Origin of the sequence: Noviherbaspirillum sp. L7-7A (genome assembly GCF_019052805.1) — a bacterium.
GTDB lineage: Bacteria > Pseudomonadota > Gammaproteobacteria > Burkholderiales > Burkholderiaceae_D > Noviherbaspirillum_A.
Genome location: NZ_JAHQRJ010000003.1, coordinates 421,907 through 446,740, shown reverse-complemented (window position 1 = coordinate 446,740; position 24,834 = coordinate 421,907). Strand labels below are relative to the sequence as shown.

Below are 24,834 nucleotides of genomic sequence, written 5' to 3'. Positions count from 1 at the left end.
GACCATGAACAAGATCCCTGCGGCGCGCCGCGCCCCCTGCCTTGCCGCACTAGCCATGGCGTTGTCGCTCTGCGCCTGCGCCGGCCCCAGGCCGGAGGCTGGCAATGCCGGCAATATCGGCCCACTGGCGGCCGAGCCGGCCACTGTACAGTCCCAGCAGGACTGGCTCAGGCGTTTGCCCTTCGCCGACCGCCAGGACTTTGAGGACGCGCAGCGCGGCCATATCGCCGGGCTGGACCAGCCGCAGATCCGCACCGCCGATGGCCGCGTGGCCTGGGATGCGCAGGCCTATGCCTTCGAAAGCGGCGACGAGGCGCCGGCCACCGTCAATCCCAGCCTGTGGCGACAGGCGCGCCTGAACAATGTGTCGGGCCTGTTCAAGGTGACCGATCGGGTCTACCAGATCCGCGGACTGGACCTGGCCAACATGACCATTGTCGAAGGCGACAACGGCATCATCGTCATTGACCCGCTGCTGTCGGCCGAAACCGCACGTGCCGCACTGAACCTGTATTTCCGGCACCGTCCCGCCAGACCGGTCAGCGCGGTGGTCTATACCCACAGCCATATTGACCATTTTGGCGGCGTCAGGGGCGTGATCAGCGAGGACGATGTGAAGGCCGGCAGGGTGCAGGTGATTGCGCCGTCGGGCTTCATGGAAGAGGCCATCAGCGAGAATGTGCTGGCCGGCACGGCGATGAGCCGGCGCGCCCAGTACATGTACGGCGCGCTACTGCCGAAAAGCCCGACCGGACAGGTTGATGCCGGCCTGGGCAAGGGGCTGTCACGCGGCACGGTCACGCTGATCGCGCCTAGCCTGCTAATCGAAAAGCCGGTGGAGACGCGCCGCATCGACGGCGTGGACATCGAGTTCCAATTGACGCCGGGCACCGAAGCGCCGTCGGAAATGAATTTGTACTTCCCGCAGATGCGCACCCTGTGCATCGCCGAGAATGCGGTGCGCACGCAGCACAATCTGCTGACGCTGCGTGGCGCCAAGGTGCGCGATGCAAAGCAGTGGTCCTACTACCTGGACGAGACCCTGGCGCGTTATGGCCCGCAGTCGGACGTGCTGCTGGGCCAGCACCACTGGCCGACCTGGGGCAAGGAGCACATCAACCGGCTGCTGGCCGACCAGCGCGACATGTATGCCTATCTCAACGACCAGACGCTGCGGCTGATGAACCAGGGCTATACGCCGATGGAAATCACCGAGCGACTGCACACGCTGCCCGAACCGCTGGCCAGCCAGTGGTATGCGCGCGACTACTACGGCTCCATAAGCCATAACGTGCGAGCGGTGTACCAGCGCTACCTTGGCTTCTACGACGGCAATCCGGCCAACCTCAACCCGCTGCCCCCGGTGGAAACCGCGCGCCGCACGATTGCCTGGATGGGCGGCACCGATGCGGTGCTGGCCAGGGCACGTGCGGCCTACAGCCAGGGGGATTACCGCTGGGTCGCGCAGATCGGCAACCAACTGGTGTTTGCCGAACCGGAGAACCAGGCCGCGCGCCAACTGCAGGCCGCCGCGCTGGAGCAGCTGGGCTACCAGAGCGAGAACAGCACCTGGCGCAATGCCTACCTGAGCGGCGCGCAGGAACTGCGCAAAGGCGTGACTGTGCCGCCGACGCCGGGAGCGGCATCGGCAGACCTGGTGAAGGCGCTGACGGTGCCGATGTTCTTCGACTTCCTGGCGGTGCGGCTCAATGCCGACAAGGCAGCCGGCAAGGCCATGCGCATCAACTGGGTGTTTCCCGACCTGGAGCAGCGCTATGCGATGGCGCTCAACAATAGCGCGCTGACCTATCGCGCCGATGCCGCGCATCCGGCGCCGACTGCCACCATCACGCTGCGCAAGCCGGTGCTCAACGCGGTATTTGCCGGGCAGGTCAAGCCAGGCGACGCAATCCGTTCAGGCCAAATGCAGGTGACGGGTGACCAGCAGGCACTGGCGTCGCTGTTCGGGATGCTGGACAGCTTTTCGCCTTCCTTCAATATTGTCACGCCGGCAGCTCGCTGACGGCCGACTGGAGCTGCATGCAAGTCGCAAGCCCATGACTTCCTTATGCGGCGCGCGCAACGGCGACCGGCCCTGGCAGCCCGAGCCGGCGCCATCCGGCCCGGCCCGCATCATCGACTATCCGCCCGGCATGGCCAGGGGCAGGGCAGCAGCCCCGGAGCGCAACGCCAGGGGCTGAGAACCTTGCACGCGGCAGGTCGCGGCCCTGCCGGCAAGCAGCATCACTGCGCCGGTCGCGACGGCGCATTGCCGCTGGCCTGCGGCCGGGTAGCCGCCGCGCCGGTGCCGGCCGACACCAGCCTGCCGTCGTCGGTCTTGGCATCGTTGCTGAATTCGCCTTCCCAGTAGTCGCCGTTGGCCCAGGTATAGCGCCCCTGGCCCTGCGCCTTGCCGCGGCTCCATGCGCCGCTGTAGAGGTCGCCATTGGCAAAGCGGTTCACGCCGGTGCCATTCGGCAGGCCATCCCTGACTTCGCCGCGGTAACGGTTGCCGTTGGCGAAGGTCAGGGTGCCGCTGCCATTGGGCAGGCCGGCACGCATGTCGCCGGTATAGCGGTCGCCGTTGGGATACTGGATCGTGCCCCTGCCATTGGGCTGGTCGCGCGACCAGTCGCCGCTGTAGCGCTGCCCGTTGGCCCAGCGAAATTCCCCGCGGCCTTCCTTCTGGCCGCGCACCATAGTGCCGTCGAACTGGTCGCCGTTGTCCCAGATAATGCGTCCCCTGCCCGATACCAGGCCCGTCACCGGATCAGGAGTGAAATCGCCGGTCATGATCTGGTTCGGCAATCTCAGCGTGCGGGTCCTGGGCAGCGGCGGCTCGGGCGCTGCTTCGCGCTCGCTCTCGGCTTCCTGCGCGGCCGCATTGGCAGGCTCGTTGCGCGGCGCCGCGGAGGCCGGCGGTGCTGCCGGCGCCACCCTGTCGGAGGGCGACTGGGACGGCTGTGCCGAAGCTGGCGACTGCGGCGCCGGCACATTGGCTTCAGTGGCCGGCCGGGCCAGCGACGTTGCCGGTGGCTCGGTGCCCGCACCAGGCGCTAGGCCGGGCGTGCGGCTGTCACTGCCGCCGCTGCTGTTGCCAATGTAGGGAGAGGGCCTGCCGGCGGCCTCCTGCGCGACCTGGCCCGGCGGCACACGCGGTTCCGTCGGCGCGGGCCTCAGGCGTGCCAGCCGGACACGCGCGTCGGCTGCATGGCGGCCGTTCGGGTATCTGCCCAGGAAGGATTCATAGACCAGCGGCATGTCGATGTTGCGCACCGCCTTCCACAGGGTTTCCTCCTCCGATACCGCAGTCACGGCGGGCGAGGGCGCTGGCGGCGCTTCCTCTGCCACAGCGCGGATACGCTCGAGCGCTGCGCGGGCAATCGGCGCAAAGCGGCCATTCGGATAGTCACGCAGATAGGCTTCATAGGCGGCCGCATTGTTCAGGCTAAACGCCAGCAGCCATTGCGCTTCCTCGCGGCTTGCGCCCGTGGGCGCGGCGGCAGCGCTGGAGGCAGCCGGTGCCGGTACGGGTGATGGCGATGACGCAGGTGCCGCTGTCTGCAAGGATGGATCGGCAGCGGCAGGCGCTTCTTCGGGCTTGCCCGCGCTGGCCGTGGCGGCCGGCGCCGACATCGGCGCCTCGCTGCGCACGACGGCCTGGTCCGGCCCCTGCATGATCCAGAGTCCGGCGCCAATTAGCACTAGCAGCGCTGCGATCACGGCGATCCACTTGGTTCGCCGTGACTTCGCCGGGTAGCGCTTTCTCCTGCCATGCGGCCTATGGGTGCCGGTGCCGGCGCCGGCATAGGCGTCCGGCTGCCGCATCGTCGACGTATCGCCGCCCTGCAAGCCGGACGGCTCCTGTCGCTCGGGCCCTTGCCGCTCCGGCGCGGGCCGCTCGGGCGGCACACCCTGCCGGGCGCCAAGCTTGATGCCCAGCGCGCGACGGAACGCATCGATGGACTGGAAACGTTGCTCGGGCCTGACCGCCAGCGCCTGGTCCAGCGCGGCCAGAAAGGCGGCGCTGTAACGGGCCGCGCCAGCCTGCTGCGCCGCTGGCATTGCATCGCTGGCCACCCGTGACGGCGCCGGCGGCGGCAGCTTGCCGGCCACCAAGAAGTAGGCTACCGCGGCGAGCGCATAGACGTCGGTCCACGGCCCCTGTTTCAGGTTAGGAATATCCTCGTATTCCTCGATCGCCGCAAAGCCGCTGCGCAGGTCGGTTGCGGGGCCATGTCCGCCGGCGCCCAGCACCCGCTGCGCCGCCCCGAAATCGAGCAGCAGCGGCCGGCCGTTGGCCAACAGCAGGATGTTGCCCGGCGCAATGCCAGGATGGTAGCAATGCGCCGCATGCATCATGTCCAGCGGCTCGAACAATTGGGCCAGTAGCGACTTGATCCAGTCCTCGTTGGGCTGGATGCGGCCGCTTTCCACGGCTTCCTGCAACAGCATGCCCTGGTAGAACGGCATGGCCATGTAGCCGGTGCCGTTGGCTTCCCAAAAGCGCAATATCCTCACTAGGAATGGCGAATCGAAACGGCACAGTACTCTTGCCTCGCTGAGGAACGCAGCCAGGCCAGCGGCGTATCCTTGCTGGTCCGCCTCCCGTCTGGGTTCGACATGGCCGGAGCGGCCGCGCGAGGCCAGTCGGGCAGGCATGTATTCCCAGACGGTGATATCACGCCGCATGGCATGGTCGTAGGCAAGATAGGTGATGCCAACCTCGCTCTCGTCTATCAGCCCGACGATCTCGAACTCGCCCAGGCGGGCGCCGCCGGCAAGCACTCTGCCGCCGGCCTGTTCCAGCCTGGACCTGAAGGAACCGCTTTCCCGCATTGTCTGGCCGGCAGCGGCATTGCCGTATTCGTTGCTTTCCATGAGATCTGTCGATGTGGATGGTCGGGCCGGCAGGGCGGCGGGCGTTGATTCAGCATACGCCACATCGCGCCGCTGCCAAGGGCTTCCTGGGCATGGCACCGGCCGGCGTCATCTATCCGGGCGGATTCAGTAGAGTTCGATGATTTCCGTCAGCGATGGTTCGGCCAGGCTGCTGTCCTAGTGCGGCCAGGCATGCAGCCAGCAACGGCGCGACCTGCGAAACGAGCTGGCACCCGGCCGTCAGACCTGCCGGTCCAGCGTTGCCAGCAGCCGCTGGCGGCCGGACCAGACATGGCGTTCGGCCATGGTCTTGGCACGGGCGGCCGAGCCGCTGGTAATGGCCTCATAGATCAGCCGATGCTCTGCATTGGACTTGCGCATGTTGCCGGGCGCATTGAAATAGCGGCGCCGGAAAAGATGCAGCTCGTTCACATAATCGAAGTAGGCCTGCTGCGCCCGGGCATTGCCCGACAGGCGCAGAATCAGCGCATGAAACTCCAGGTTGATGTCGTAGTACAGCGCGCCGTCATCGGCTTCCGCTGCCTGGTCCATCCCCGCCAGCAGGCGCTCGAACTCGGCGCGCTCGGCGTCGGTGATGTTTTCGGCGGCGCGCTGGGCAGCGAAGCCGAATACCAGTGCCCGCAGCTCATAGATGTCCAGCATCTCGCGCACCGAGATTGTGCGCACGAACACGCCCTTGTTGACTACCGCCGTGACGATGCCCAGGCCGGTCAGGATGCGGATCGCCTCGCGTATCGGGCCGCGGCTGGTGCCCATGCGCAAGGCCAGCGCCGCTTCGTTGATGCGCTCACCGGGCGCGATCTCGCCGGTGAAAATTAGATGCTTCAGTTGCTCCGCGATCGACAGCGAGAGTCCCTGTTCGGGCCTGGTTTGCGGCGTTGTCATGTGCCTGGTCATTCCCGGTAACTGGTGAGGGCTGGTCGCCAATGGCCGCTTCGATGGAGGCGGCCGCAAAGGGGAAAGTATATCACCGAGGTAAGTACCGACCCGCGAAAGCGCTTCCAAAAACGGAAAAATAGTCAACGATAAAGCGCAAAGTGTTGACACTTAGCGGAACAGGCGGTGATACTGACCGCGCTGATCAAAAAAATTATTGGAGACATCGCCATGCCTCATATGCCCGCATCCAGCGCGCTTTCCCGGTTCCGTGTGATTGACCTGACTCAGGTGCGCGCTGGCCCCACCGCCTGCCGCCAGCTGGCCGACTGGGGCGCCGACGTGATCCAGGTGCAGATGCCGGAACACATGCGCGGCGACGATACGCTGGGCGGCCAGGAAGGCTCGGACTACCAGTACACCCACCGCAACAAGCGCTCGGTGACACTGAACCTGAAGCAGCCGGAAGGCATAGCGCTGCTGAAGCGTTTGATTGCCGGCGCCGACGTGGTGGTGGAGAATTTCCGGCCGGACGTGAAGTTCCGCCTCGGCATCGACTACGACACCCTGGTCGGCGACAATCCTGGCCTGGTGTATGCCAGCATTTCCGGTTTCGGCCAGACCGGGCCGTATGCCTCGCGGCCCGGATTCGACCAGATCGCGCAGGGCATGGGCGGCCTGATGTCCGTGACCGGCTTGCCGGGCGACGGTCCGGTGCGAGTCGGCATCCCGATCGCCGATCTGTGCGCCGGCATCTTCGCCGCGCAGGGCATCCTGGTGGCGCTGCTAGAGCGCGGCGCGTCCGGCAAGGGGCAATGGCTGCACACCTCGCTGCTGGAATCCATGGTCTACATGATGGACTTCCAGACCTCGCGCTGGCTGATCGACGGCGAAGTGCCGAGCCAGGCAGGCAACTACCATCCGACCAGCATCCCCACCGGCGTCTACAAGGCGCGCGACGGCTACCTCAACATCGCGGTGTTCGGTTCCAAGATCTGGGAGCGCTTTTGCGAAATCCTCGGCGCGCCGGAATGGATCGGGGACCCGCGCTATCACGACAAGGCCGGCCGCTCGGTCAACCGCGACAGCCTCAATGCCGAGATCAACCGCCGCCTGGCCGACCAGGACTGCGCCTACTGGATCGAGCAGTTCAATGCCGGGGGCGTGGCCTGCGGACTGATCAACGACGTGCGCGCCGTATTCGAGGAGCCGCAGGTGCAGCACCTGGGCATGGTCAAGGAAGTCGAGTCCAGGCATCTCGGGCATCAGCGCCTGGTGGGCCAGCCGGTCCAGCTCGAACGCACGCCCAGCACCATCGCCCGGGCCGCGCCGCGTCGCGGCGAGCACACCGAGGAGGTGTTGGCCGAACTGGGCCTGGATGCCGCCGAGATCCAGCGGCTGCGCGCTGCCAGCGTATTCTGAAGCGGCGGGCCGGTCCGGCCCGTTGCATGTTCAACCCTCCGATTTGCACGACACGCCTTGCAGGAAAGCCCTATGCCAGTTGACTCAAATACCAGCTACCAGTCCCCGACCGATCGCGTTGAAGCCTGGGTGGACGCCGCCACGCTGCACATCCGGTTCAACAACCCGGCCCGCCACAACGCGCTGTCGGTCGACATGTGGCAAGCCATTCCGCCCCTACTGACGCAGGCCGAAAAGGACGATGCGATCCGCCTGGTGGCGTTCTCCGGCGCCGGCGAGAAGGCCTTCGTGTCCGGCGCCGACATCTCGCAGTTCGAGGACATGCGCGCCGCGCGCGAAGCCGTGACGTTCTACGAGGCGATGGCGGAAGAGGCGCTGATGAGCATCTACCACTGCGCCAAACCGACGCTGGCGGCGATACGCGGCTACTGCATCGGCGGTGGCGTCAATGTGGCCATCAGCTGCGACATCCGCATCGCCGCCGACGACGCGGTGTTCGCCATCCCGGCGGCCCGCCTCGGGCTGGGCTACCGCTATTCCGCGCTGAAGAACCTGGTGGACCTGATCGGCGTCGGCGCCGCCAAGGACCTGTTCTTTACCGCCCGCAGGATCAATGCGCAGGAGGCGAAATCGCTGGGTCTGGTCAGCCGCATCGCGCCGCCCGCGGCGCTGGAGGCGTTGCTGGCCGAGTACACCGACGCGATAGCGGCCAATGCGCCGCTGACGGTCCATGCCGGCAAGCGCATCATCGCCGAGATCCTGAAGCCCTCGCCCGACCTCGACCGCGAACTGTGCCAGACATTGATACGCAACTGCTTCGAGAGCGAAGACTATGCCGAAGGCCGCCGCGCCTTCATGGAAAAGCGCAAGCCGGTATTCAAGGGCAAGTAGCAAGCAATTACAAGACAGGCGCACAGCGCCGGGTGGAGGAGACAAGCTGATGGACATGCAATCCTGGTGGATGGATACCGCGCCGGCCGAGCCGCGCATCGAAATGCGCAGCGTTCCCGTGCCCGAGCCGGGGCCGGGCCAGCTGCTGCTGAAGGTGCATGCCGCCAGCCTCAACCGCGGCGAATTTATCATCGGCCATGGCCTGACCAAGGCCGGCAGCGCCAAGGCGATCGGCCTGGACGGCGCCGGCGTGGTGGCGCGGGCAGGGCCGGGGGCAAGCCGCTTCGCGCCCGGCCAGCGAGTGATGGGCCGCTTTAACGGCGCGCTGTCGCAGTATGCGCTCATCAACGAGGCCGAAGCGATGCCGGTGCCTGGCGGCCTGTCATGGGCGGAGGCGGCCGGCACGCCCATTACCTACATGGTTGCGCATGACATGCTGATGACGCAGGGCCGGCTCGCCGCCGGTAAATGGCTGCTGATTGCCGGCGTGACCTCGGGCGTCGGCACGGCTGCGCTGCAGCTTGCCCATGCGCTGGGCGCCCGCGTGATCGGCACCTCCGGCTCGCAGGCCAAGCTCGACGCGCTGGCTGCGCACGGCCTGGATATCGGCCTGTGCACCCGTGGCCCGGACTTCCATGATGCGGTCATGCAGGCGACCGGCGGCGCTGGCGTGAACCTGGTGATCAACAGCGTAGGCGGCTCGGTGTTTGCCGAATGCCTGCGCTGCATGGCCTTCGAAGGCAGGCTTGCCACCGTTGGCTATGTCGACGGCGTGCTGCATGCCGACATCGACCTGCAGGCGCTGCATGCGCGCCGGCTGGTGCTGTTCGGCGTATCCAACAAGCAGCTTGGCAGCGCCGGGCGGGCCGCCGCCGCGCAACGGTTCCGTCAGGACGTGCTGCCGATGCTGGCCGATGGCCGGGTGCGTCCGCTGATTGGGGAGGTCTATCCCTTCGACCGGCTCGCTGAAGCACGGGCCGCAATGGAATCGAATGCCCATCTGGGGAAAATAGTGATCGCCGTGGAGCAGCTTAACGAGCAGTCCGGCGAGCGGTCCAACTGAAGCGAGGAGACAACATGAGAACCGGAACAGTGGCTGCAGTTTCAATGCTGGCGCTTGCCAGCCTGTGCACGAACGCCGTTGCGCAGTCTTATCCTGACCGGCCGCTGCGCCTGGTGGTCGGCTTCACGCCTGGCGGCGCCGCCGACTATGTTGGCCGCAACGTCGGCGAGGCGCTGTCGCGCGCGCTCGGCCAGCCGGTGGTCATCGAAAACAAGCCGGGGGCTGGTTCCAGTATCGCCGCCGACTTCGTCTCCAAGGCTGCGCCCGACGGCTATACCTTGCTCATCGCCAGCCCCAGCAGCATCTCCGTGAATCCGGCGCTCGACCCGAAACGCCTGCCAGCGGTGCAGTCGCTGGTGCCGGTAACGAAGATCACCAACTCTCCGCTGGTGATTGCAACCAATCCATCGCTGGGCATCACCTCGATCGCCGAGCTGATTGCCGCGGCGAAGAAGGCGCCGGGCACGCTCAATTTTGCTTCCGCCGGGAGCGGTTCGGCGCCGCATCTGGGCGGCGTACTGTTCAACCAGCTTGCCGGCACCGAGATCACCCACATCCCGTTCAAGGGCGGCGCTCCGGCGATACAGTCCGTGATCGCCGGCGACACGCAAGTCACCTTCGCGACACCGCCGTCGGTGCTGCCCTTCATCAAGGCCAACCGCCTGCGCGGCCTGGCGGTCAGCACGCTGGAGCGCTCGCCGCTGGTGCCTGACTTGCCCGGCATGAAGGAGGCCGGCCTGCCGGCGTATCAGCTGGACTTCTGGTACGGCTTCTTCGTGCCGGCCGGCACGCCGCCGGACGTGATCAAAAAGCTGTATGACGCCACCGCGGTGGCGGTGCAGCGGCCCGAGGTCAAGGCGGCACTGGCGCGCGAGGGAACCGATGTGGCGCTGTCGGCATCGCCTGCCGACTTCGCTGCCTTCCTGAAAAAGGACACGCCTTTCTGGGCCAAGTTGTCGCGGGATTCGGGGGCGAAGATCGAGTGATTCCTGATCCGGGCGGCGCGGCAGGCTCGTCCACAACCGCCCTTAGCCGCCATCGCCGCTCGCTTTCTCTCGCTTGCCCTCACGGGCCTGTTTGACCACATTCAGAAAATTCGCGGTCTTCGCCGAGCCATCATTCTCCCGCGAGGCCAGTGCCAGCCGGGTTCTGACGCTGGCGCCGGCGATATCGATGTAGACCACGCCTTCGGCCCGGATCTGGCTGACCGACGCCGGCACAATGGAAATGCCGAATTCCGCCGACACCAGGCTCACCACCGAGGAGAGCTGCGGCGCCGGCTGGCCCAGCCTGGGTTCAAATCCCGCCTCGTGGCAGGCCGACAGGATCTCGCTGTGCAGCGTGGGGCTGGCTTCGCGCGGCATCAGCACGAAGGATTCCTCGGCCAGCTGCGACAGCACTAGCTTGCGGTGCCTGGCCAGCGGATGGGTCGCGGGCAGCACCACCTTCATCGGCTCGTTGACGATCTGGTACAGCGCAATGCCGGTAAAGGAATGCGTGCCAGGGCGCAGGAAGGCGAGGTCGAGCCGTCCCTCCTCGAGGTGCACCAGCAACTGCGTGGTATTGCCTTCGATCAGGGTCAGGCCGACGCCGGGATAGGCATTGCGGAAGTCGCGTATCAGGGCCGGCACGGTTGGATTGAAGGCGGACGAGGCGGTAAAGCCCAGACTCAGGTGGCCGGTCTCGCCGCGCCCGGCGCGCTGGGCATTCTGCATCGCATGCTGCGCATCGTCGAGCAGCCGCTTCGTGTCGGCTAGCAGCGCCGTGCCGGCTTCGGTCAGCGTCACGCCGTGCCCGGTGCGGCGGAACAGCGGCACGCCCAGTTCCCGTTCGAGCGCGAGAATCTGCTGGCTCAGCGGCGGCTGGCCGATGCCCAGCTTTTCCGCCGCCCGCGTCACGTTGCCCTCCTGGGCTACCGCCAGGAAATAGCGTAAATGCCTTAATTCCATTGTGGTATCTCTAAAAGATATATCAGGCAGACCATCCAGATATTGGACAGTATAACGCGGTTGTACGACAATACGGTTCCCGAATGAATCACCAATCGTCCTGTCTCCGGCAACCATGCCAGGCGCGCAGGGCTTATGAGGCCTTCCATGTCAAACACTGCAAGCAAAAGCCGGCCGCAGTACAGCAATATCCACGTCACGCAGCTGATGCACTACCGCCTGCCATTGGCCGGCGTGGTATCCATCCTGCATCGCATCAGCGGCGCGCTGATGTTCCTGCTGTTGCCCTTCGTGCTCTACCTGCTCGAACGCAGCATCACCTCTGAAATCTCGTTCGACTACCTGCGCGGCTTTGCCTCGCAGTGGTATATCAAGCTGATCATCCTGGCCCTGTCCTGGGCCTACCTGCACCACTTCGCCGCCGGCATCCGCCACCTGTTCATGGACATGCACATGGGCCTGAGCAAGGAAGGCTCGCGCCACTCGGCCGCCAGCGTGCTGGCCATCAGCCTGTTTTTGACCCTCCTGGTCGCCCTGAAACTGTTCGGAGTGTTCTGACACCATGGCCCTCAAGCACAACAACATCGGCTCCAAGCGCCTCGTCGTCGGCGCCCACTATGGCTTTCGCGACTGGCTGGCCCAGCGCATCACCGCCATCGTCATGGCCCTCTATACCGTCATCATCCTGGCGACCTTCCTCACAGGCAGCAATTTCAGCTATGAAGGCTGGGCCGGCATGTTCGCCCGCCAGTGGTTCAAGATCGCCACCTTCGTCACCCTGCTCGTGATGTTCTATCACGTCTGGGTCGGTATGCGCGACATCTGGATGGACTATGTCAAGCCCGTCGTCGCCCGCCTCTTGCTGCAAAGTGCCACCATCGTGTGGTTGATCGGTTGCGCCGGCTATGCGGCGCAGATTCTCTGGAGAGTGTAATCGTGGCAGCAATCAAATCTTCCATCCCATCCCGTCGCTTCGATGTGGTCATCGTCGGCGCGGGCGGTTCCGGCATGCGCGCCTCGCTGCAACTGGCGGAGGCCGGCCTGAACGTGGCGGTGCTGTCCAAGGTCTTCCCGACCCGCTCCCACACCGTGGCCGCACAGGGCGGCGTCGGCGCCTCGCTGGGCAACATGTCCGAGGACAACTGGTACTGGCACATGTTCGACACCGTCAAGGGCGGCGACTACCTGGGCGACCAGGACGCCATCGAGTTCATGTGCCGCGAAGCGCCCAAGGTCGTCTACGAGCTCGAGCACTTCGGCATGCCGTTCGACCGCAACCCCGACGGCACCATCTACCAGCGCCCGTTCGGCGGCCATACCGCCAACTTCGGCGAGAAGCCGGTGCAGCGCGCCTGCGCCGCGGCCGACCGGACCGGCCATGCGATGCTGCACACGCTGTACCAGCGCAACGTGCGCGCCAAGACCCACTTCTTCGTCGAGTGGATGGCCATTGACCTGATCCGCGACGCCGAGGGCGACGTGCTGGGCGTGGTGGCGCTGGAGATGGAAACCGGCGACGTGATGATGCTCGAAGCCAAGACCACGATCCTGGCCACCGGCGGCGCCGGGCGCATCTGGGCGGCATCGACCAATGCCTTCATCAACACCGGCGACGGCATGGGCATGGCCGCCCGCGCCGGCCTGCCGCTGGAAGACATGGAGTTCTGGCAGTTCCACCCGACCGGCGTGGCCGGCGCGGGCGTGCTGATCACCGAAGGCGTGCGCGGCGAGGGCGGCATCCTGATCAACAGCAATGGCGAGCGCTTCATGGAGCGCTATGCGCCCACGCTGAAGGACCTGGCGCCGCGCGACTTCGTGTCGCGCTCGATGGACCAGGAGATCAAGGAAGGCCGCGGCTGCGGCCCCAACAAGGACCATGTGCTGCTGGACCTGCGCCACATCGGCGCCGAGACCATCCAGAAGCGGCTGCCGTCGATTCTGGAGATCGGCCACAAGTTTGCGAATGTGGATGCGACCAAGGAGCCGATCCCGGTCGTGCCGACGATCCATTACCAGATGGGCGGCATTCCGACCAACATCTACGGCCAGGTGGTGGCGCCGAAGAACGGCAACCCCAACGAGATCGTCAACGGCCTGTACGCGGTGGGCGAATGCGCCTGCGTGTCGGTGCACGGCGCCAACCGCCTGGGCACCAACTCGCTGCTGGACCTGCTGGTGTTTGGCCGCGCGGCCGGCAACCATGTGGTGGGCAGCAACCTCAAGGCCCGCAGCAACAAGGACCTGCCGGCGGATGCGGCCGACCTGGCGCTGTCGCGCCTGGCCAAGCTGGAAACCTCCACGGGTTCGGAGCGGGTGCAGGACGTGGCCAACGACATCCGCGCCACCATGCAGCACTTCTGCGGCGTGTTCCGCACCGACGAGCTGCTGCAGCAGGGCTACAAGGAAATCATGGTGCTGGACGAGCGCAGGAAGCATGTGTCGTTCAAGGACAAGTCCAAGGTGTTCAACACGGCGCGGGTGGAAGCGCTGGAGCTGGACAACCTGATCGAGACGGCCAAGGCCACCATCACCTCGGCGGCGGCGCGCAAGGAATCGCGCGGCGCGCATGCCCACCGCGACTTCGAGAAGCGCGACGACGAGAACTGGATGAAGCACACCCTGTTCTACTCCGAGGGCAACCGCCTGGAATACAAGCCGGTGCAAACCAGGCCGCTGACGGTCGAGACCTTCAAGCCCAAAGCCCGCACCTTCTGAACGCCTACAGAGAACACAGACCATGCCACGCACAGTCAAATTCAAGATATACCGCTACGATCCGGACAAGGATGCCAAGCCCTACATGCAGGACCTGACGGTCGAGCTGAAGGACACCGACAAGATGCTGCTGGACGCACTGCAGCGCATCAAGGCCGATGTGGACGATTCGCTGGCGCTGCGCCGCTCCTGCCGCGAAGGCGTGTGCGGCTCGGACGCGATGAACATCAACGGCAAGAACGGCCTGGCCTGCACCACCAACCTGAACGAGCTGAGCCAGCCGATCGTGCTGCGTCCGCTGCCGGGCTTGCCGGTGATCCGCGACCTGATCGTGGACATGACCAACTTCTTCAAGCAGTACCACTCGATCAAGCCGTTTTTGATCAACAACACGATCCCGCCGGAGAAGGAGCGCCTGCAGTATCCGGCAGAGCGCGAGGAGCTGGATGGCCTGTACGAGTGCATCCTGTGCGCCTGCTGCTCGACCTCGTGCCCGTCGTTCTGGTGGAACCCGGACAAGTTCGTCGGTCCGGCAGGTCTGCTGCAGGCTTACCGCTTCATCGCCGACAGCCGCGACGAAGCCACCGGCGAGCGCCTGGACAACCTGGAAGATCCGTACCGCCTGTTCCGCTGCCACTCGATCATGAACTGCGTCGACGTCTGCCCCAAGGGCCTGAGCCCGAACGCAGCCATCGGCAAGATCAAGGAGCTGCTGGTCCGCCGCGCGGTGTGAAGCCCGAGCATTGTCCTATGACGCACTGACGACCGAGGTGTTATAAAGAGCGCTCCTGACAACAACGACATCAAGGAGACCTCGTGAATCTTTTCGCCAAACTGGAAGCCCGCGGGCGCCAAGGCAAGCCGCTGCGGGTCGGTTTGATCGGGGCCGGCAAGTTTGGCTCCATGTATCTGTCCCAGGTGCCGCGCACGCCCGGCGTGCACCTGGTTGGCATCGCAGACCTGGCGCCTACGCGGGTGAGACAGTCACTCGCCAACCTTGGCTGGACCGCCGAGCGCTACGCTGCGAGCACGCTGGATCAGGCTGCCAGCAATGGCGCCACTGCCATCATCGAAGACAGCCAGGCGCTGATCGCTTCTCCCCATATCGACATCATCATCGAAGCCACCGGCAACCCGGCCGCCGGCATTGGCCACGTGCTGGCCTGCTGCGAGCACAGGAAGCACATCGTAATGGTCAATGTCGAGGCCGATGCGCTGGCCGGCCCGCTGTTGAAGCGCAAGGCCGACGAGGCTGGCATCGTCTATTCCCTGGCCTATGGCGACCAGCCGGCGCTGATTTGCGAGATGGTGGACTGGGCGCGCACTGCCGGCTTTGAGGTGGTGGCGGCCGGCAAGGGCACCAAATATCTGCCGACCTATCATGCCTCCACGCCCGAGACGGTATGGCAGCACTACGGCCTGTCGGCCGAGGACGCCAAGCAGGGCGGCATGAATGCGCAAATGTTCAACAGCTTCCTCGACGGCACCAAGAGCGCGATCGAGATGGCGGCCGTGGCCAATGCCGCCGGCCTGCTGGCGCCGAACGGCCTAGCCTTTCCGGCAGTGGATGTCGATGATCTAGCAGCGATCCTGAAGCCCCGGACTGACGGCGGCATCCTGGCGCAGCGCGGCCAGGTGGAAGTGATATCTAGCCTGCAGCGCGACGGTTCTCCAGTGCCGCGCGACCTGCGCTGGGGGGTGTATGTGACCTTCGCAGCGGGCAGCGACTATGTAAAGCGCTGCTTTAGCGAATATGGCCTGAAGACCGATGTCAGCGGCGAGTACTCGTCCATGTACAAGCCTTATCACCTGATCGGCCTGGAACTGGGGATCAGCGTGGCGTCCGTGGGGCTGCGCGGCGAGCCGACCGGCGCGCCGGTGTGCTGGCACGGCGACGTGGTGGCCACCGCCAAACGTGATCTCGCAGTTGGCGAAATGCTGGACGGCGAGGGCGGCTTCACGGTGTATGGCAAATTGCTGCCAGCCCAGGAATCGCTGCGGCTGGGGGGCTTGCCACTGGGGCTGGCGCATGGCGTGCGCCTGAAGAATCCGGTGAAGGCGGGCCAGGCGGTTGGCTGGGGCGATGTCGACGTCGACGCATCGTCGCTGGCGGTGCGGATCCGGCGCGAAATGGAATCCGTGTACGGCCGGGCTGCTTAAGGTCCGTGTATCCGGAAAGCGGCTTGGCGCCGCTTCCGGCACTGCCGCTTCTCATTTGCCTGTTCCGGTTGTTCCCCTCTCGTCTCGTAGCGCGCCTGCAAGCTCGGCTGCGACCGGGCGCGCATGTATTTGGCCAAGTGTCGGCTTAAATGTCCTATTGACAGGACATTAGGTCATATATAAGATCGGCGCACCTTACTTTCTTTCCTCGCTCCCATGCAAGCCGTCCCGGGCTCGGTGGTGCCCCTGTACCACCAGATCTATCTGGTCCTGCGCGACCGCTGCGTCGCCGACTGCGACGCCACCCTGCCACTTCCGGGCGAACTCGATCTTGCGCGACAGTACAAAGTGTCGCGCATCACGATGCGCAAGGCGCTCGACCAGCTGGTGCAGGAGGGTCTGGTCACCCGCCGACGCGGGGCCGGCACCTTCGTCAACCCGGCGGTGGTGAGGCAGACGCTGGAGCAGCGGCGCGCCGCTGGCCTGCTGGAAAACATCATCAGCTCGGCGCTGGACACTTCGGTGCGCGTGATCTGCCTGGAGCGTGCCGTGCCGTCGCCCGAGATTGCCGGCGAACTCGGGCTGGCGGCCGGGGAGGCCGCGATCAGGACGGTGCGGGTGCGCAGCATCGACAAGGGGCCGGTATCGCATATCGCGACCTTCGTGCCGGTGGCGATCGGCGAGCGCCTGCATGCCGAGGCCTTGCGCGCGCGGCCCATGCTGACGCTGCTGGAAGAGCAGGGCGTGAAAGTGGGACACGCCCGACAGACCATTTCGGCGCGGCTGGCCGACACTGACATCGCTGCGCTGCTAGCGGTGCCGGTGGGCGCGCCGCTGCTGGCGGTCAGGCGCCTGGTGCTGGACGTGGATGGCCGGCCGGTGCAATGGCTGCAGGGCCTGTACCGGCCCGACCGCTACGCGTACCGGATGGACCTTTGGCGCGGCGGCGACGAGGAGGCGCGCGTCTGGGTCCAGAAGGACGAGGCTGCGCGGCCGTAGGCGCAGCTGCCGCGCGGCGCCAGCAAGCGGCAAGGACAAGGGAGCAGACAGGCCGGCGCAGACCGGCTGGCAACCATCAGGAATCAGACATCAAGGAGACATGCATGCACACTAACCGACCCACCCTGCGCCGCGTCGCGGCCGCCCTGGCCGTTGCCGCCATGAGCATGGCCGCCGCGTCCGCGCTGGCCCAGGACAATTCCCGGCCGATCAAGATCATCGTTGGCGCGCCGGCCGGGGGCACCACCGATACCCTGGCGCGTGCCGTGGGGCGCGGCATGGAAGTGAGCCTGAAACGTCCAGTGATCGTGGAAAACCGCGGCGGCGCCGGCGGTAACATCGCCGCCGAGGCGGTCGCCAGGAGCGCGCCCAATGGCGAAACCATCCTGATGAGCTTCACCAGCCACACCATCAACGCCTCGCTGTACCCGAAGCTGCCGTTCGACCCGGTCAAGGATTTTACGCCAATCACCATGGTCGCCACCGTCCCCAGCGTGCTGATCGCCAACCAGAACGTGCCAGCCAATACGCTGGCTGAACTGCTGGACTATGCGAAGAAGAATCCAGGCGCGCTCAATTTCGCCATCGGCGGCAGCGGTTCCTCGCTGCACCTGGCAGGCGAGCAACTGAAGATGATGACCGGCGTCAATATCGTCAACGTCGCCTACAAGGGTACCAACCCGGCCATCACCGACGTGCTGGCCGGCCATGTCGAACTGATGTTCGCCAGCGCGCTCAACGTGCTGCCGCATGTGCAGAGCGGCAAGATCAAGCTGCTGGGCGTGACCAGCGCCACGCCAATGCCGCAGTTCCCCAACGTGCCGCCGATCGGCAGGACGGTCAAGGGCTTCGAGTCCAATGCCTGGTTCGGCCTGTTCGGCCCTGCCAGGATGCCGGCCGATGTGACGCAGCGGCTCTACGAAGCGGCGAAGAAGGCGATCGAGGACCCGGCTTTTGTGAAGAAGCTGGAAACCGACGGCGGTACCCCGAGCGCGATGCCGCCGCAGCAGTTCGGCGAGTTCGTCGCGCGCGACGTGCAACATTGGGCCAAGGTCGTGAAATTCTCCGGCGCCGTCGCGGAGTAGCGCCCATGCATACGCTTGCGCAGAAAATCATTGCCCGCGCCGCCGGCAGGGAGACGGTGCAGCCTGGCGAGATCGTTACCTGTAGGGTCGACCTGGCGATGTCGCACGATTCTTCCGGCCCGCGCCGAGTGGCGCCGATGCTGGACTCGCTGGGCGCGAAGGTATGGGACCCTGACCGCTACGTGATCGTCACCGACCATTACGTGCCGGCCGAGGACAAGGACTCACAGCAGATCCTGCGCTTTACCCGCGACTGGGTGCGCGATGCCGGCATCCGCCACTTCCATGACGAAGAGGGCATTTGCCACGTTGTGCTGCCGGAACGCGGGCATGTCCGCCCCGGCATGCTGATCGTCGGCGGCGACAGTCATTCCAGCACCGGCGGCGCTTTCGGCGCCTACATGTTCGGCATAGGCGCGACCGAAATGCTGGGCGTGCTGGTGACCGGCGAGATCTGGCTAAAGGTGCCCGGCACCATCCTGATCGAATGGATGGGCCGTTTCCCGGACGGTGTCTCGGCCAAGGATGCGATGCTGTTCCTGTGCGGCAAGCTGGGCATGGATGGCGGCCAGTACCAGGCGGTGGAATTTGCCGGCGAGGCGGTGGCCGCGCTGGAGATGCAGGAGCGGATGACGCTGGCCAATATGGCCGCCGAACTGGGCGCGCAGGCCGGGCTGGTGGCGCCGGATGCGACCACGCGCGCCTGGCTGCACGCCGCGGGCGCTGCGGACGGACCGGATGCCGACTGGCATACCGATCCCGGAGCGCCGCTGCTGGCGCACCACGCATTCCACGCCTCAGCGCTGGCGCCGCAGGTGGCCGCGCCGCACAGCCCTGCCAATGCCGGGCCGGTCGAGGGCGCCTCGGGCCAGGAAATCGACACCGCCTATATCGGCGCCTGCACCGGCGCCAAGCTGGCCGACCTGCGCATGGCCGCCCGCATCCTGCGCGGCCGGCGGGTGGCGGCGGGTAAGCGCCTGCTGGTGGCGCCGGCCTCGTTGCGCGACCAGCAGGCGGCGCAGTCGGAAGGGACGCTGCACGCGCTGGCCGATGCCGGCGCGCAGATCCTGCCGATCGGCTGCGGCGCCTGCGCCGGCTACGGCCAGTTCCGCTTTGCCGACGGCGAGCGCGTGATCTCGTCGACCGCGCGCAACTTCAAAGGCCGCATGGGCGCCGACAGCAGCCAGGTCTGGCTGGCCTCGCCCTACACGGTGGCAGCGTCGGCAGTAGCGGGGCGCATCACGGACCCGCGGCCATTGCTGGAGGAAAGCCGATGAGCGCGCGGGTCTGGAAGTTCGGCGATGGCGTCGATACCGACGTGATGGCGCCCGGCCAGTACATGAAGCTGCCGATCGCGGAGCTTGCCATGCACTGCCTGGAAGCGGTGCGCCCGGACTTTGCCGGTGGAGTGTGCGAAGGCGACATCCTAGTTGCCGGGCGCAACTTCGGCATCGGCTCCTCACGCGAGCAGGCGCCGCAGGCGCTCAAGGCGCTGGGCATCCGCGCCGTGTTGGCGCAGTCCTTCGGCGGCATTTTTTACCGGAATGCGCTGAACCTGGGGCTGATGGCGCTGGTGTGCCCGGATATCGGCGGCATACCCGACGGCGCGGCGATCGCGGTCGACCCGGTGGCGGGCCGCATCCTGCTGCCGCAACAAGGCCTAACATTGCCTTGCGAGCCAATCCCCGGCTTTCTGATGGCGATGGTGGAAGACGGCGGACTGCTGCCGCATCTGAAGAAGCAGCTGGCGCAGCAGCAAAAGGACAAGGAGAAGACGGAATGACCCTGAAACAACAGCTGCAACAGCAGCAAATCCTGATCGCGCCCGGCGTCTATGACGCCTTCTCGGCGCTGATGGCCGAGCGCGCAGGCTTCGAGGCGTTGTACCTGTCGGGCGCCAGCATTGCCTATACCCGGCTGGGCGCGCCCGACATCGGCCTGGTCAGCTTCGCCGAGGTCTGCGACACCATGGCCGCGATACGCGAGCGCACCGCGCTGCCAGTGATCATCGATGCCGACACCGGCTTCGGCAATGCCCTGAACGTGCAGCGCACTGTCAGGCGCTTCGAGCGCGCTGGCGCGTCGGCGATTCAGCTGGAGGACCAGACCAGTCCGAAGCGCTGCGGTCATCTGGATGGCAAGCAGCTGATTGGCGCCGGCGAGATGGCTGGCAAGATCCGGGCGGCGCTGGATGCGCGGGAGTCCGACCAGACGCTGATCATTGCCCGCACCGACGCGGTGGCGGTTGATGGTTTCGACGCGGCACTGGACCGCGCCGAGATGTATCTTGAGGCCGGCGCTGACGTACTGTTCATCGAAGCCGTTCGCGACGTGGCGCAGATGCGCATCGTCACCGAGCGCTTTGGCGCCAGGGTGCCGCTGCTGGCCAACATGGTCGAAGGCGGCAAGACGCCGTTGAAGAATGCGCAGGAACTGCAGGAGATCGGCTACCGTCTGGCGATCTTCCCTGGCGGCACGGTGCGGGCGGTAGCGCATGCGCTCGACGCCTACTTCCAGCAGTTGCACGACGCTGGCAGCAACCAGGGGAATGCAGGGCGGATGCTGGACTTTGATGCGCTGAATGGAGTGCTGGGGACGGCGGGGATTCTGGAGAGGGGGCGGCAGTATGAGGGATAGGGCCTAGTCAGTGCTGAATGCTGCTTCACAGTGACATCGTTATGCCTGGCGCACCAATACGCACATGTTTGGGGTGGGGTACCAATACGCATGTCCTTGAGCTGATGGAACACTGCGCATGGACTTGCATCCTGACCAGGCCGGGAGTTCGCCCCGGCAGGCGACTTCCTCTTTTTTACTTTGCCAAAAAAGGCGGACCCCATGGTCGCGGCCCGCTGCGCGGGGTGCCCGGGACGGCAATGCAGGAAGCGGGGCGCGGCCAAACTCGCTCCGCTTCGCTCCAGTCGAACAGACGCCGCACCTTATCCGCTTCCTGCATTGCCGTCCCGGCGCGCTCATTGGGAAGTTGAACGGCAACTTCAACGGCAACTTAAGTCACCAGGCCTCTTTGCTCCTTGGAAAATAACTCTGAGGCGGCATAAGTTGTGTTTGTGCTTGACACGCCGTCTGCCGCAGGAAAATTACTTGAACCCCAGCTGTGGAAAAGTGCGTTTATTCCTAAAAATGAAATGGTGCATTGATTCGTGTGCTGTTTATTGCAACCAGAGGGATAAGTACACTGTGTCCATCGATGAACGCACCAGCCGGTGCGGTTCACCGAAGCAGGACCCGACGGGCAGACTTGACTCCTGAATGCCTTGACCGCCGTGCCCGCTTCCTCAACCTTCATTTGGAGAACACCATGAACGTCAAGAACCTTATCACCGCCGTTGCCGTCTTCGCCGCCGCCGGTTCGGCCTTTGCCCAGCAGACCGAATTCGTTGCCCCGGACGCCGGCTTCCAGTCCCGCGCCACCCGCGCCGAAGTGCGCCAGGACCTGGCCCAAGCCGCCTCGGAAGGCGCGATTGCCCAGCGCCAGCATGACGGCCAGGACACGGTCTACGCTTCCAGCAGCCGCAGCCGCCAGGACGTGCGCGCCGAAGCTATCCGTGCTGCTTCCATCCGCCATTACGGCGATGTGAACGACACCTACTTCGGCGGCTAAGCAGTATCGACTTCGAAGCAGCACCCGGCTGCGCCCTGCAGGGCGGCCGGCCTGAAACAGCAAAAGCCGGCGCATGCCGGCTTTTGCCCTATCTGCGGTACCCATGACGTCGCGCGCACTTCGTGGCAAATTCCTTGCCTAACAGGGGGAAAGGAGCTTGCGATGAACGTCTGGTCAGGCGTGGTGCGCAGCGTGGTCATCCTTCTGGCAGCAATAGGGGCGCTTGCCATGCTGGGCAGCCTTGGCATGATCTTCATGCATGGCGCCATGATAGGTAGGAAGCCTTTTCAAGGGGCATTCTGATCGATGCTGGCTGCCTGCCGGGGATGATGGGCAGCTAGCTTTACCGGGTGCCGTGTTAGATGTCGTTGACAACGCAAAACCGCTTCACGGCCGGCACAGACCCGCTATGCAGCGCCCCATGGTGGCGCGCCGTTGCCCCGCAGTCGGGTACGCATGATGTGCGGCATCAGGCCGATCACGCTGCCATTCCAGCAAAACCCTGTCCGCGCAACGCGGCAACATCGCCTTCTGCCGTGGATTAAGTTCCCCCTAAGTTTCCATCATTACCATGCGCAGCGTCGGGAGCGCGCCCGCCGCCAAGCGGCCGGCGCGCATCCATCCCTTTCTCGCAAGGCTGCAGAGGCAGCGCATACGGAGTGCCAACAACAATGTCAGGCAATGATCAATCCCTGGCCGCGCCGCGCGCGGTCGCTTCCTTGTTGCGGCTGACGCTCTGCGTCGGCGCGCTATTCTGCATCGGCGCGCCGGTCCAGGCACAGGAGAAGTATTCCCTTTCGCAACTGGTCGGACTGGCGCAGGAGCAGCATCCAAGGCTGCGGGCGGCAGCCGAAGGCGTCAATGGCGCAGTCGCCGCCATCGATACCGCTCGCGCTTACCCGAACCCCGAAGTGGAATGGGCCAACGGCTCGCAGCGCGCCCGTGTTCCTACCGCCATCGCCGGCAATACCCATGGCGTGACGCTAGCGCAGCGGCTGGACCTTCCTGGCCAGCGCAATGCCCGCATCAGTGCCGCAACCGCCAGCCTGACCGCCGAACAGGCGCAGCTGCGTTTGTCACGGCAGGAGCTGGTGCGTATGGTCAAGCTGCGCTACTACGATGTGCTGCGGCGGGAGTCCGAGCTCGATGCCGCCGAGCAGGATTTGAAAACCTCGGAGCAGGTGCGGGAACGGGTCTCGGTGCGGGTGTCCACCGGCGAGGCGCCGCGCTACGACATCATCCGGGCCGATGCCGAACTGCTCAATGCGCAGAAGCAGGCACAGAGCGCGCGGCTGCGGGTCGAACAGGCCAAGGCCGCGCTGCGCAACAGTGTGGGCAATGTGCTACCACTGAATTTCGACGTCAATGCCGAGATCGAACCCTTGCCCGAACTGCCGCCGCTGGCCACGTTGGAAACGCAGGTGTTGGAGCGCAATGCGGGCCTGGCGCGTGCCCGCGCGCTGACCCTGCGCGGACGTGAACAGCTCGGGCTGGAGCGCGCATTGCGCACGCCGGCTGTCACGCTGCGCGCCGGCTACGACGAGGACCCGGAAGTGCGCAGCACCCGCTTTGGCGTTACCGTCACCATTCCTATCTGGGACCGCCGACGCGGACCGGTGGCCGAAGCCACCGCCCAGCTGTCGCGGCTACAGTTCGAGCAGGAACAGGCCGAGTTCGACCTGCGCCAGCAGGTCTCCAACGCCTACCAGCAATACCAGATCGGCAGCAACCAGGTCAGTGCCCTGGAGTCCGGCATCATCCGCCAAGCCGAGGCGGCGCTGCGGGTGGCGGAAGCGGCGTATCGCTTCGGCGAGCGCGGTATTCTCGATTACCTCGATGCGCAGCGGGTCTACCGCAGCGCCCGCAACGAGCTGATCTCCGCCCGCTTCGAGCGCCGCGCCGCGCTGATTGATATTCAAACCCTGAATCAGGAATAACAACGATGAACGCTTTCCCATTCCCGACCGCGCGTGGCAGGGCCGGCCTGTGCGCCGCCGCGCTGCTGCTGCCGCTGGCGCTGCTTGCCGCATGCGACTCTTCCAAAGACGCGGACACGGCAAAGGCCCCCGCGACCAAGGATGCCCAAGCGCAGCGCAAGGACCCGACCCTGGTTACGGCCAGCGCCGAGATGCAGCGCGAGCTGGTAGTCAAGCCGGTGACGACGGTGCCAATCAGCCAGACCGAGCGCATTGCCGGCCATGTCGACTTCGACCAATACCGGGTGGCGCGCATCGGCGCCAACGTCACCGGGCGCGTGACCCAGCTGCATGTCACCCGCGGTCAAAGCGTCAAGGCGGGCGACCTGCTGGCCCAGCTCAACAGCACCGAGCTCGGCACCTCGCAACTCAGTTACCTGAGCGCCGATGCCCGCGCCAGGTTGAACCAGCGCAATGTCGAGCGTGCCAGGCAACTGCTGGCGGCCGACGTGATCGGCTCGGCCGAACTGCAGAAGCGGGAAAGCGAACTGGCCATTGCGGAAGCCGAAAAGCGCGCCGCCGCCGAACAGCTGCGAGTGCAAGGCATGAGCGCCGGCGCCATCCGCGCACTGGGCAACAGCGGCACCATCAACTCGACCTCGCAGATCATCGCCACCGCGCCCGGCGTGGTGGTGGAGCACAAGGTCGCGCTGGGCCAGGTGACCCAGCCGGCGGACATGCTATTTACCATTGCCGACCTGTCGCGGGTCTGGGTGGTGGCCGAGGTGCCCGAGCAGCAGATCAATGGCATCAAGGTTGGGCAGAGCGTGCAGGTCGAGGTGCCAGCGCTGGGCGACCAGCGCGTCGAAGGCAAGCTGGTGTATGTAGGCGCCACGGTCGATGCCGAGCGGCGCACCGTCACCGTGCGTACCGAGCTCGACAACCCCGAGCGCATGCTCAAGCCGGCGATGCTGGCCACGATGCTGATCGCCAGCCGTCCAGTGGACAAGCTGGCGGTGCCGGCCGGCGCGGTGGTGCGGGAAAGCGATGAAGACCATGTGCTGAAGGACGAAGGCAACGGCCGCTTCCGCATGGTGAAGGTCAAGCTGGGGCCAGAATTCGCCGGCGTGCGACCGGTGGAAAGCGGGCTGCAGCCCGACGACCGGGTCGTGGTCGAAGGCGCCTTCCATCTCAACAATGAACGCAAGCGCATGCTGCTGAGCGAGTGACGCCA

Annotated in this window: 23 protein-coding genes; 20 read left to right on the top strand and 3 right to left on the bottom strand. The window is 65.7% G+C overall.

Annotation, left to right across the window (positions count from 1 at the left end; translation table 11 throughout):
• Positions 1-4 precede the first annotated feature (4 nt).
• On the top strand, positions 5-2,023 hold the full coding sequence (locus KTQ42_RS23490) for an alkyl sulfatase dimerization domain-containing protein (RefSeq protein WP_217348026.1): 2,019 nt from the start codon (positions 5-7) through the stop codon (positions 2,021-2,023).
• A 34-nt stretch (positions 2,024-2,057) separates the two neighbouring features.
• Positions 2,058-2,201 (top strand): hypothetical protein, encoded by a 144-nt coding sequence (locus tag KTQ42_RS23485; RefSeq protein ID WP_217348025.1) that lies wholly within the window; start codon positions 2,058-2,060, stop codon positions 2,199-2,201.
• 43 nt (positions 2,202-2,244) lie between these two features.
• Here the strand turns inward: KTQ42_RS23485 and KTQ42_RS23480 are convergent, their stop codons facing one another.
• Both KTQ42_RS23480 and KTQ42_RS23475 read right to left on the bottom strand, forming a co-directional pair.
• Positions 2,245-4,881, bottom strand: a complete 2,637-nt coding sequence (locus KTQ42_RS23480) for a protein kinase (protein WP_217348024.1) — start codon at positions 4,879-4,881, stop codon at positions 2,245-2,247.
• A 240-nt stretch (positions 4,882-5,121) separates the two neighbouring features.
• A complete protein-coding gene (locus KTQ42_RS23475) occupies positions 5,122-5,787 on the bottom strand; it encodes a GntR family transcriptional regulator (protein WP_217348023.1) in 666 nt (221 codons plus the stop codon).
• Between the two features lie 222 nt (positions 5,788-6,009).
• Here KTQ42_RS23475 and KTQ42_RS23470 point away from each other — a divergent pair, with 222 nt between their 5' ends.
• From KTQ42_RS23470 to KTQ42_RS23455, 4 genes are all read left to right on the top strand, one after another.
• Positions 6,010-7,200, top strand: a complete 1,191-nt coding sequence (locus KTQ42_RS23470) for a CaiB/BaiF CoA-transferase family protein (protein WP_217348022.1) — start codon at positions 6,010-6,012, stop codon at positions 7,198-7,200.
• A gap of 72 nt (positions 7,201-7,272) precedes the next feature.
• Positions 7,273-8,091, top strand: a complete 819-nt coding sequence (locus KTQ42_RS23465) for an enoyl-CoA hydratase (RefSeq protein ID WP_217348021.1) — start codon at positions 7,273-7,275, stop codon at positions 8,089-8,091.
• Positions 8,092-8,140: 49 nt separating this feature from the next.
• Positions 8,141-9,154 (top strand): zinc-binding dehydrogenase, encoded by a 1,014-nt coding sequence (locus tag KTQ42_RS23460; RefSeq protein ID WP_249223074.1) that lies wholly within the window; start codon positions 8,141-8,143, stop codon positions 9,152-9,154.
• Between the two features lie 14 nt (positions 9,155-9,168).
• Positions 9,169-10,140 (top strand): tripartite tricarboxylate transporter substrate binding protein, encoded by a 972-nt coding sequence (locus tag KTQ42_RS23455; RefSeq protein WP_217348020.1) that lies wholly within the window; start codon positions 9,169-9,171, stop codon positions 10,138-10,140.
• A gap of 42 nt (positions 10,141-10,182) precedes the next feature.
• Here KTQ42_RS23455 and KTQ42_RS23450 read toward each other — a convergent pair whose 3' ends face one another.
• Positions 10,183-11,103 carry a LysR family transcriptional regulator gene (locus KTQ42_RS23450; RefSeq protein ID WP_217348019.1) on the bottom strand — a complete coding sequence of 307 codons (921 nt, stop codon included), beginning with the start codon at positions 11,101-11,103 and terminating at the stop codon, positions 10,183-10,185.
• Between the two features lie 147 nt (positions 11,104-11,250).
• Here KTQ42_RS23450 and sdhC point away from each other — a divergent pair, with 147 nt between their 5' ends.
• The 14 genes from sdhC to KTQ42_RS23380 all read left to right on the top strand — a co-directional run bounded on the left by sdhC (position 11,251) and on the right by KTQ42_RS23380 (position 24,829).
• Positions 11,251-11,661, top strand: a complete 411-nt coding sequence (gene sdhC, locus KTQ42_RS23445) for a succinate dehydrogenase, cytochrome b556 subunit (protein ID WP_217348018.1) — start codon at positions 11,251-11,253, stop codon at positions 11,659-11,661.
• 4 nt (positions 11,662-11,665) lie between these two features.
• Positions 11,666-12,037, top strand: a complete 372-nt coding sequence (gene sdhD / locus KTQ42_RS23440; RefSeq protein WP_217344307.1) for a succinate dehydrogenase, hydrophobic membrane anchor protein — start codon at positions 11,666-11,668, stop codon at positions 12,035-12,037.
• Positions 12,038-12,039: 2 nt separating this feature from the next.
• Positions 12,040-13,818 carry a succinate dehydrogenase flavoprotein subunit gene (gene sdhA / locus KTQ42_RS23435; RefSeq protein ID WP_217344308.1) on the top strand — a complete coding sequence of 593 codons (1,779 nt, stop codon included), beginning with the start codon at positions 12,040-12,042 and terminating at the stop codon, positions 13,816-13,818.
• Positions 13,819-13,840: 22 nt separating this feature from the next.
• A complete protein-coding gene (locus KTQ42_RS23430; RefSeq protein WP_217344309.1) occupies positions 13,841-14,551 on the top strand; it encodes a succinate dehydrogenase iron-sulfur subunit in 711 nt (236 codons plus the stop codon).
• An 83-nt stretch (positions 14,552-14,634) separates the two neighbouring features.
• Positions 14,635-15,978 (top strand): Gfo/Idh/MocA family oxidoreductase, encoded by a 1,344-nt coding sequence (locus tag KTQ42_RS23425; protein ID WP_217348017.1) that lies wholly within the window; start codon positions 14,635-14,637, stop codon positions 15,976-15,978.
• Between the two features lie 216 nt (positions 15,979-16,194).
• Positions 16,195-16,977: a GntR family transcriptional regulator gene (locus KTQ42_RS23420; RefSeq protein ID WP_217348016.1), complete on the top strand. Its 783-nt coding sequence runs from the start codon at positions 16,195-16,197 to the stop codon at positions 16,975-16,977.
• Positions 16,978-17,081: 104 nt separating this feature from the next.
• Positions 17,082-18,062, top strand: coding sequence for a tripartite tricarboxylate transporter substrate binding protein (locus tag KTQ42_RS23415; RefSeq protein WP_217348015.1), 981 nt, complete (start codon positions 17,082-17,084; stop codon positions 18,060-18,062).
• A 5-nt stretch (positions 18,063-18,067) separates the two neighbouring features.
• Complete coding sequence (locus KTQ42_RS23410) at positions 18,068-19,339, top strand: 3-isopropylmalate dehydratase large subunit (protein ID WP_217348014.1); 1,272 nt, start codon at positions 18,068-18,070, stop codon at positions 19,337-19,339.
• Positions 19,336-19,845 (top strand): 3-isopropylmalate dehydratase, encoded by a 510-nt coding sequence (locus tag KTQ42_RS23405; RefSeq protein ID WP_217348013.1) that lies wholly within the window; start codon positions 19,336-19,338, stop codon positions 19,843-19,845. Before KTQ42_RS23410 ends, KTQ42_RS23405 begins: the two co-directional genes overlap by 4 nt.
• Positions 19,842-20,699: an isocitrate lyase/phosphoenolpyruvate mutase family protein gene (locus tag KTQ42_RS23400; protein ID WP_217348012.1), complete on the top strand. Its 858-nt coding sequence runs from the start codon at positions 19,842-19,844 to the stop codon at positions 20,697-20,699. The genes KTQ42_RS23405 and KTQ42_RS23400 overlap by 4 nt, the downstream gene beginning before the upstream one ends.
• A gap of 682 nt (positions 20,700-21,381) precedes the next feature.
• On the top strand, positions 21,382-21,684 hold the full coding sequence (locus KTQ42_RS23395; RefSeq protein WP_217347605.1) for a DUF4148 domain-containing protein: 303 nt from the start codon (positions 21,382-21,384) through the stop codon (positions 21,682-21,684).
• A 162-nt stretch (positions 21,685-21,846) separates the two neighbouring features.
• A complete protein-coding gene (locus KTQ42_RS23390; protein WP_217348011.1) occupies positions 21,847-21,987 on the top strand; it encodes a hypothetical protein in 141 nt (46 codons plus the stop codon).
• A 368-nt stretch (positions 21,988-22,355) separates the two neighbouring features.
• On the top strand, positions 22,356-23,621 hold the full coding sequence (locus KTQ42_RS23385) for a TolC family protein (RefSeq protein WP_217348010.1): 1,266 nt from the start codon (positions 22,356-22,358) through the stop codon (positions 23,619-23,621).
• Positions 23,622-23,626: 5 nt separating this feature from the next.
• Complete coding sequence (locus KTQ42_RS23380; RefSeq protein ID WP_217348009.1) at positions 23,627-24,829, top strand: efflux RND transporter periplasmic adaptor subunit; 1,203 nt, start codon at positions 23,627-23,629, stop codon at positions 24,827-24,829.
• The last annotated feature ends 5 nt before the right edge of the window (positions 24,830-24,834 follow it).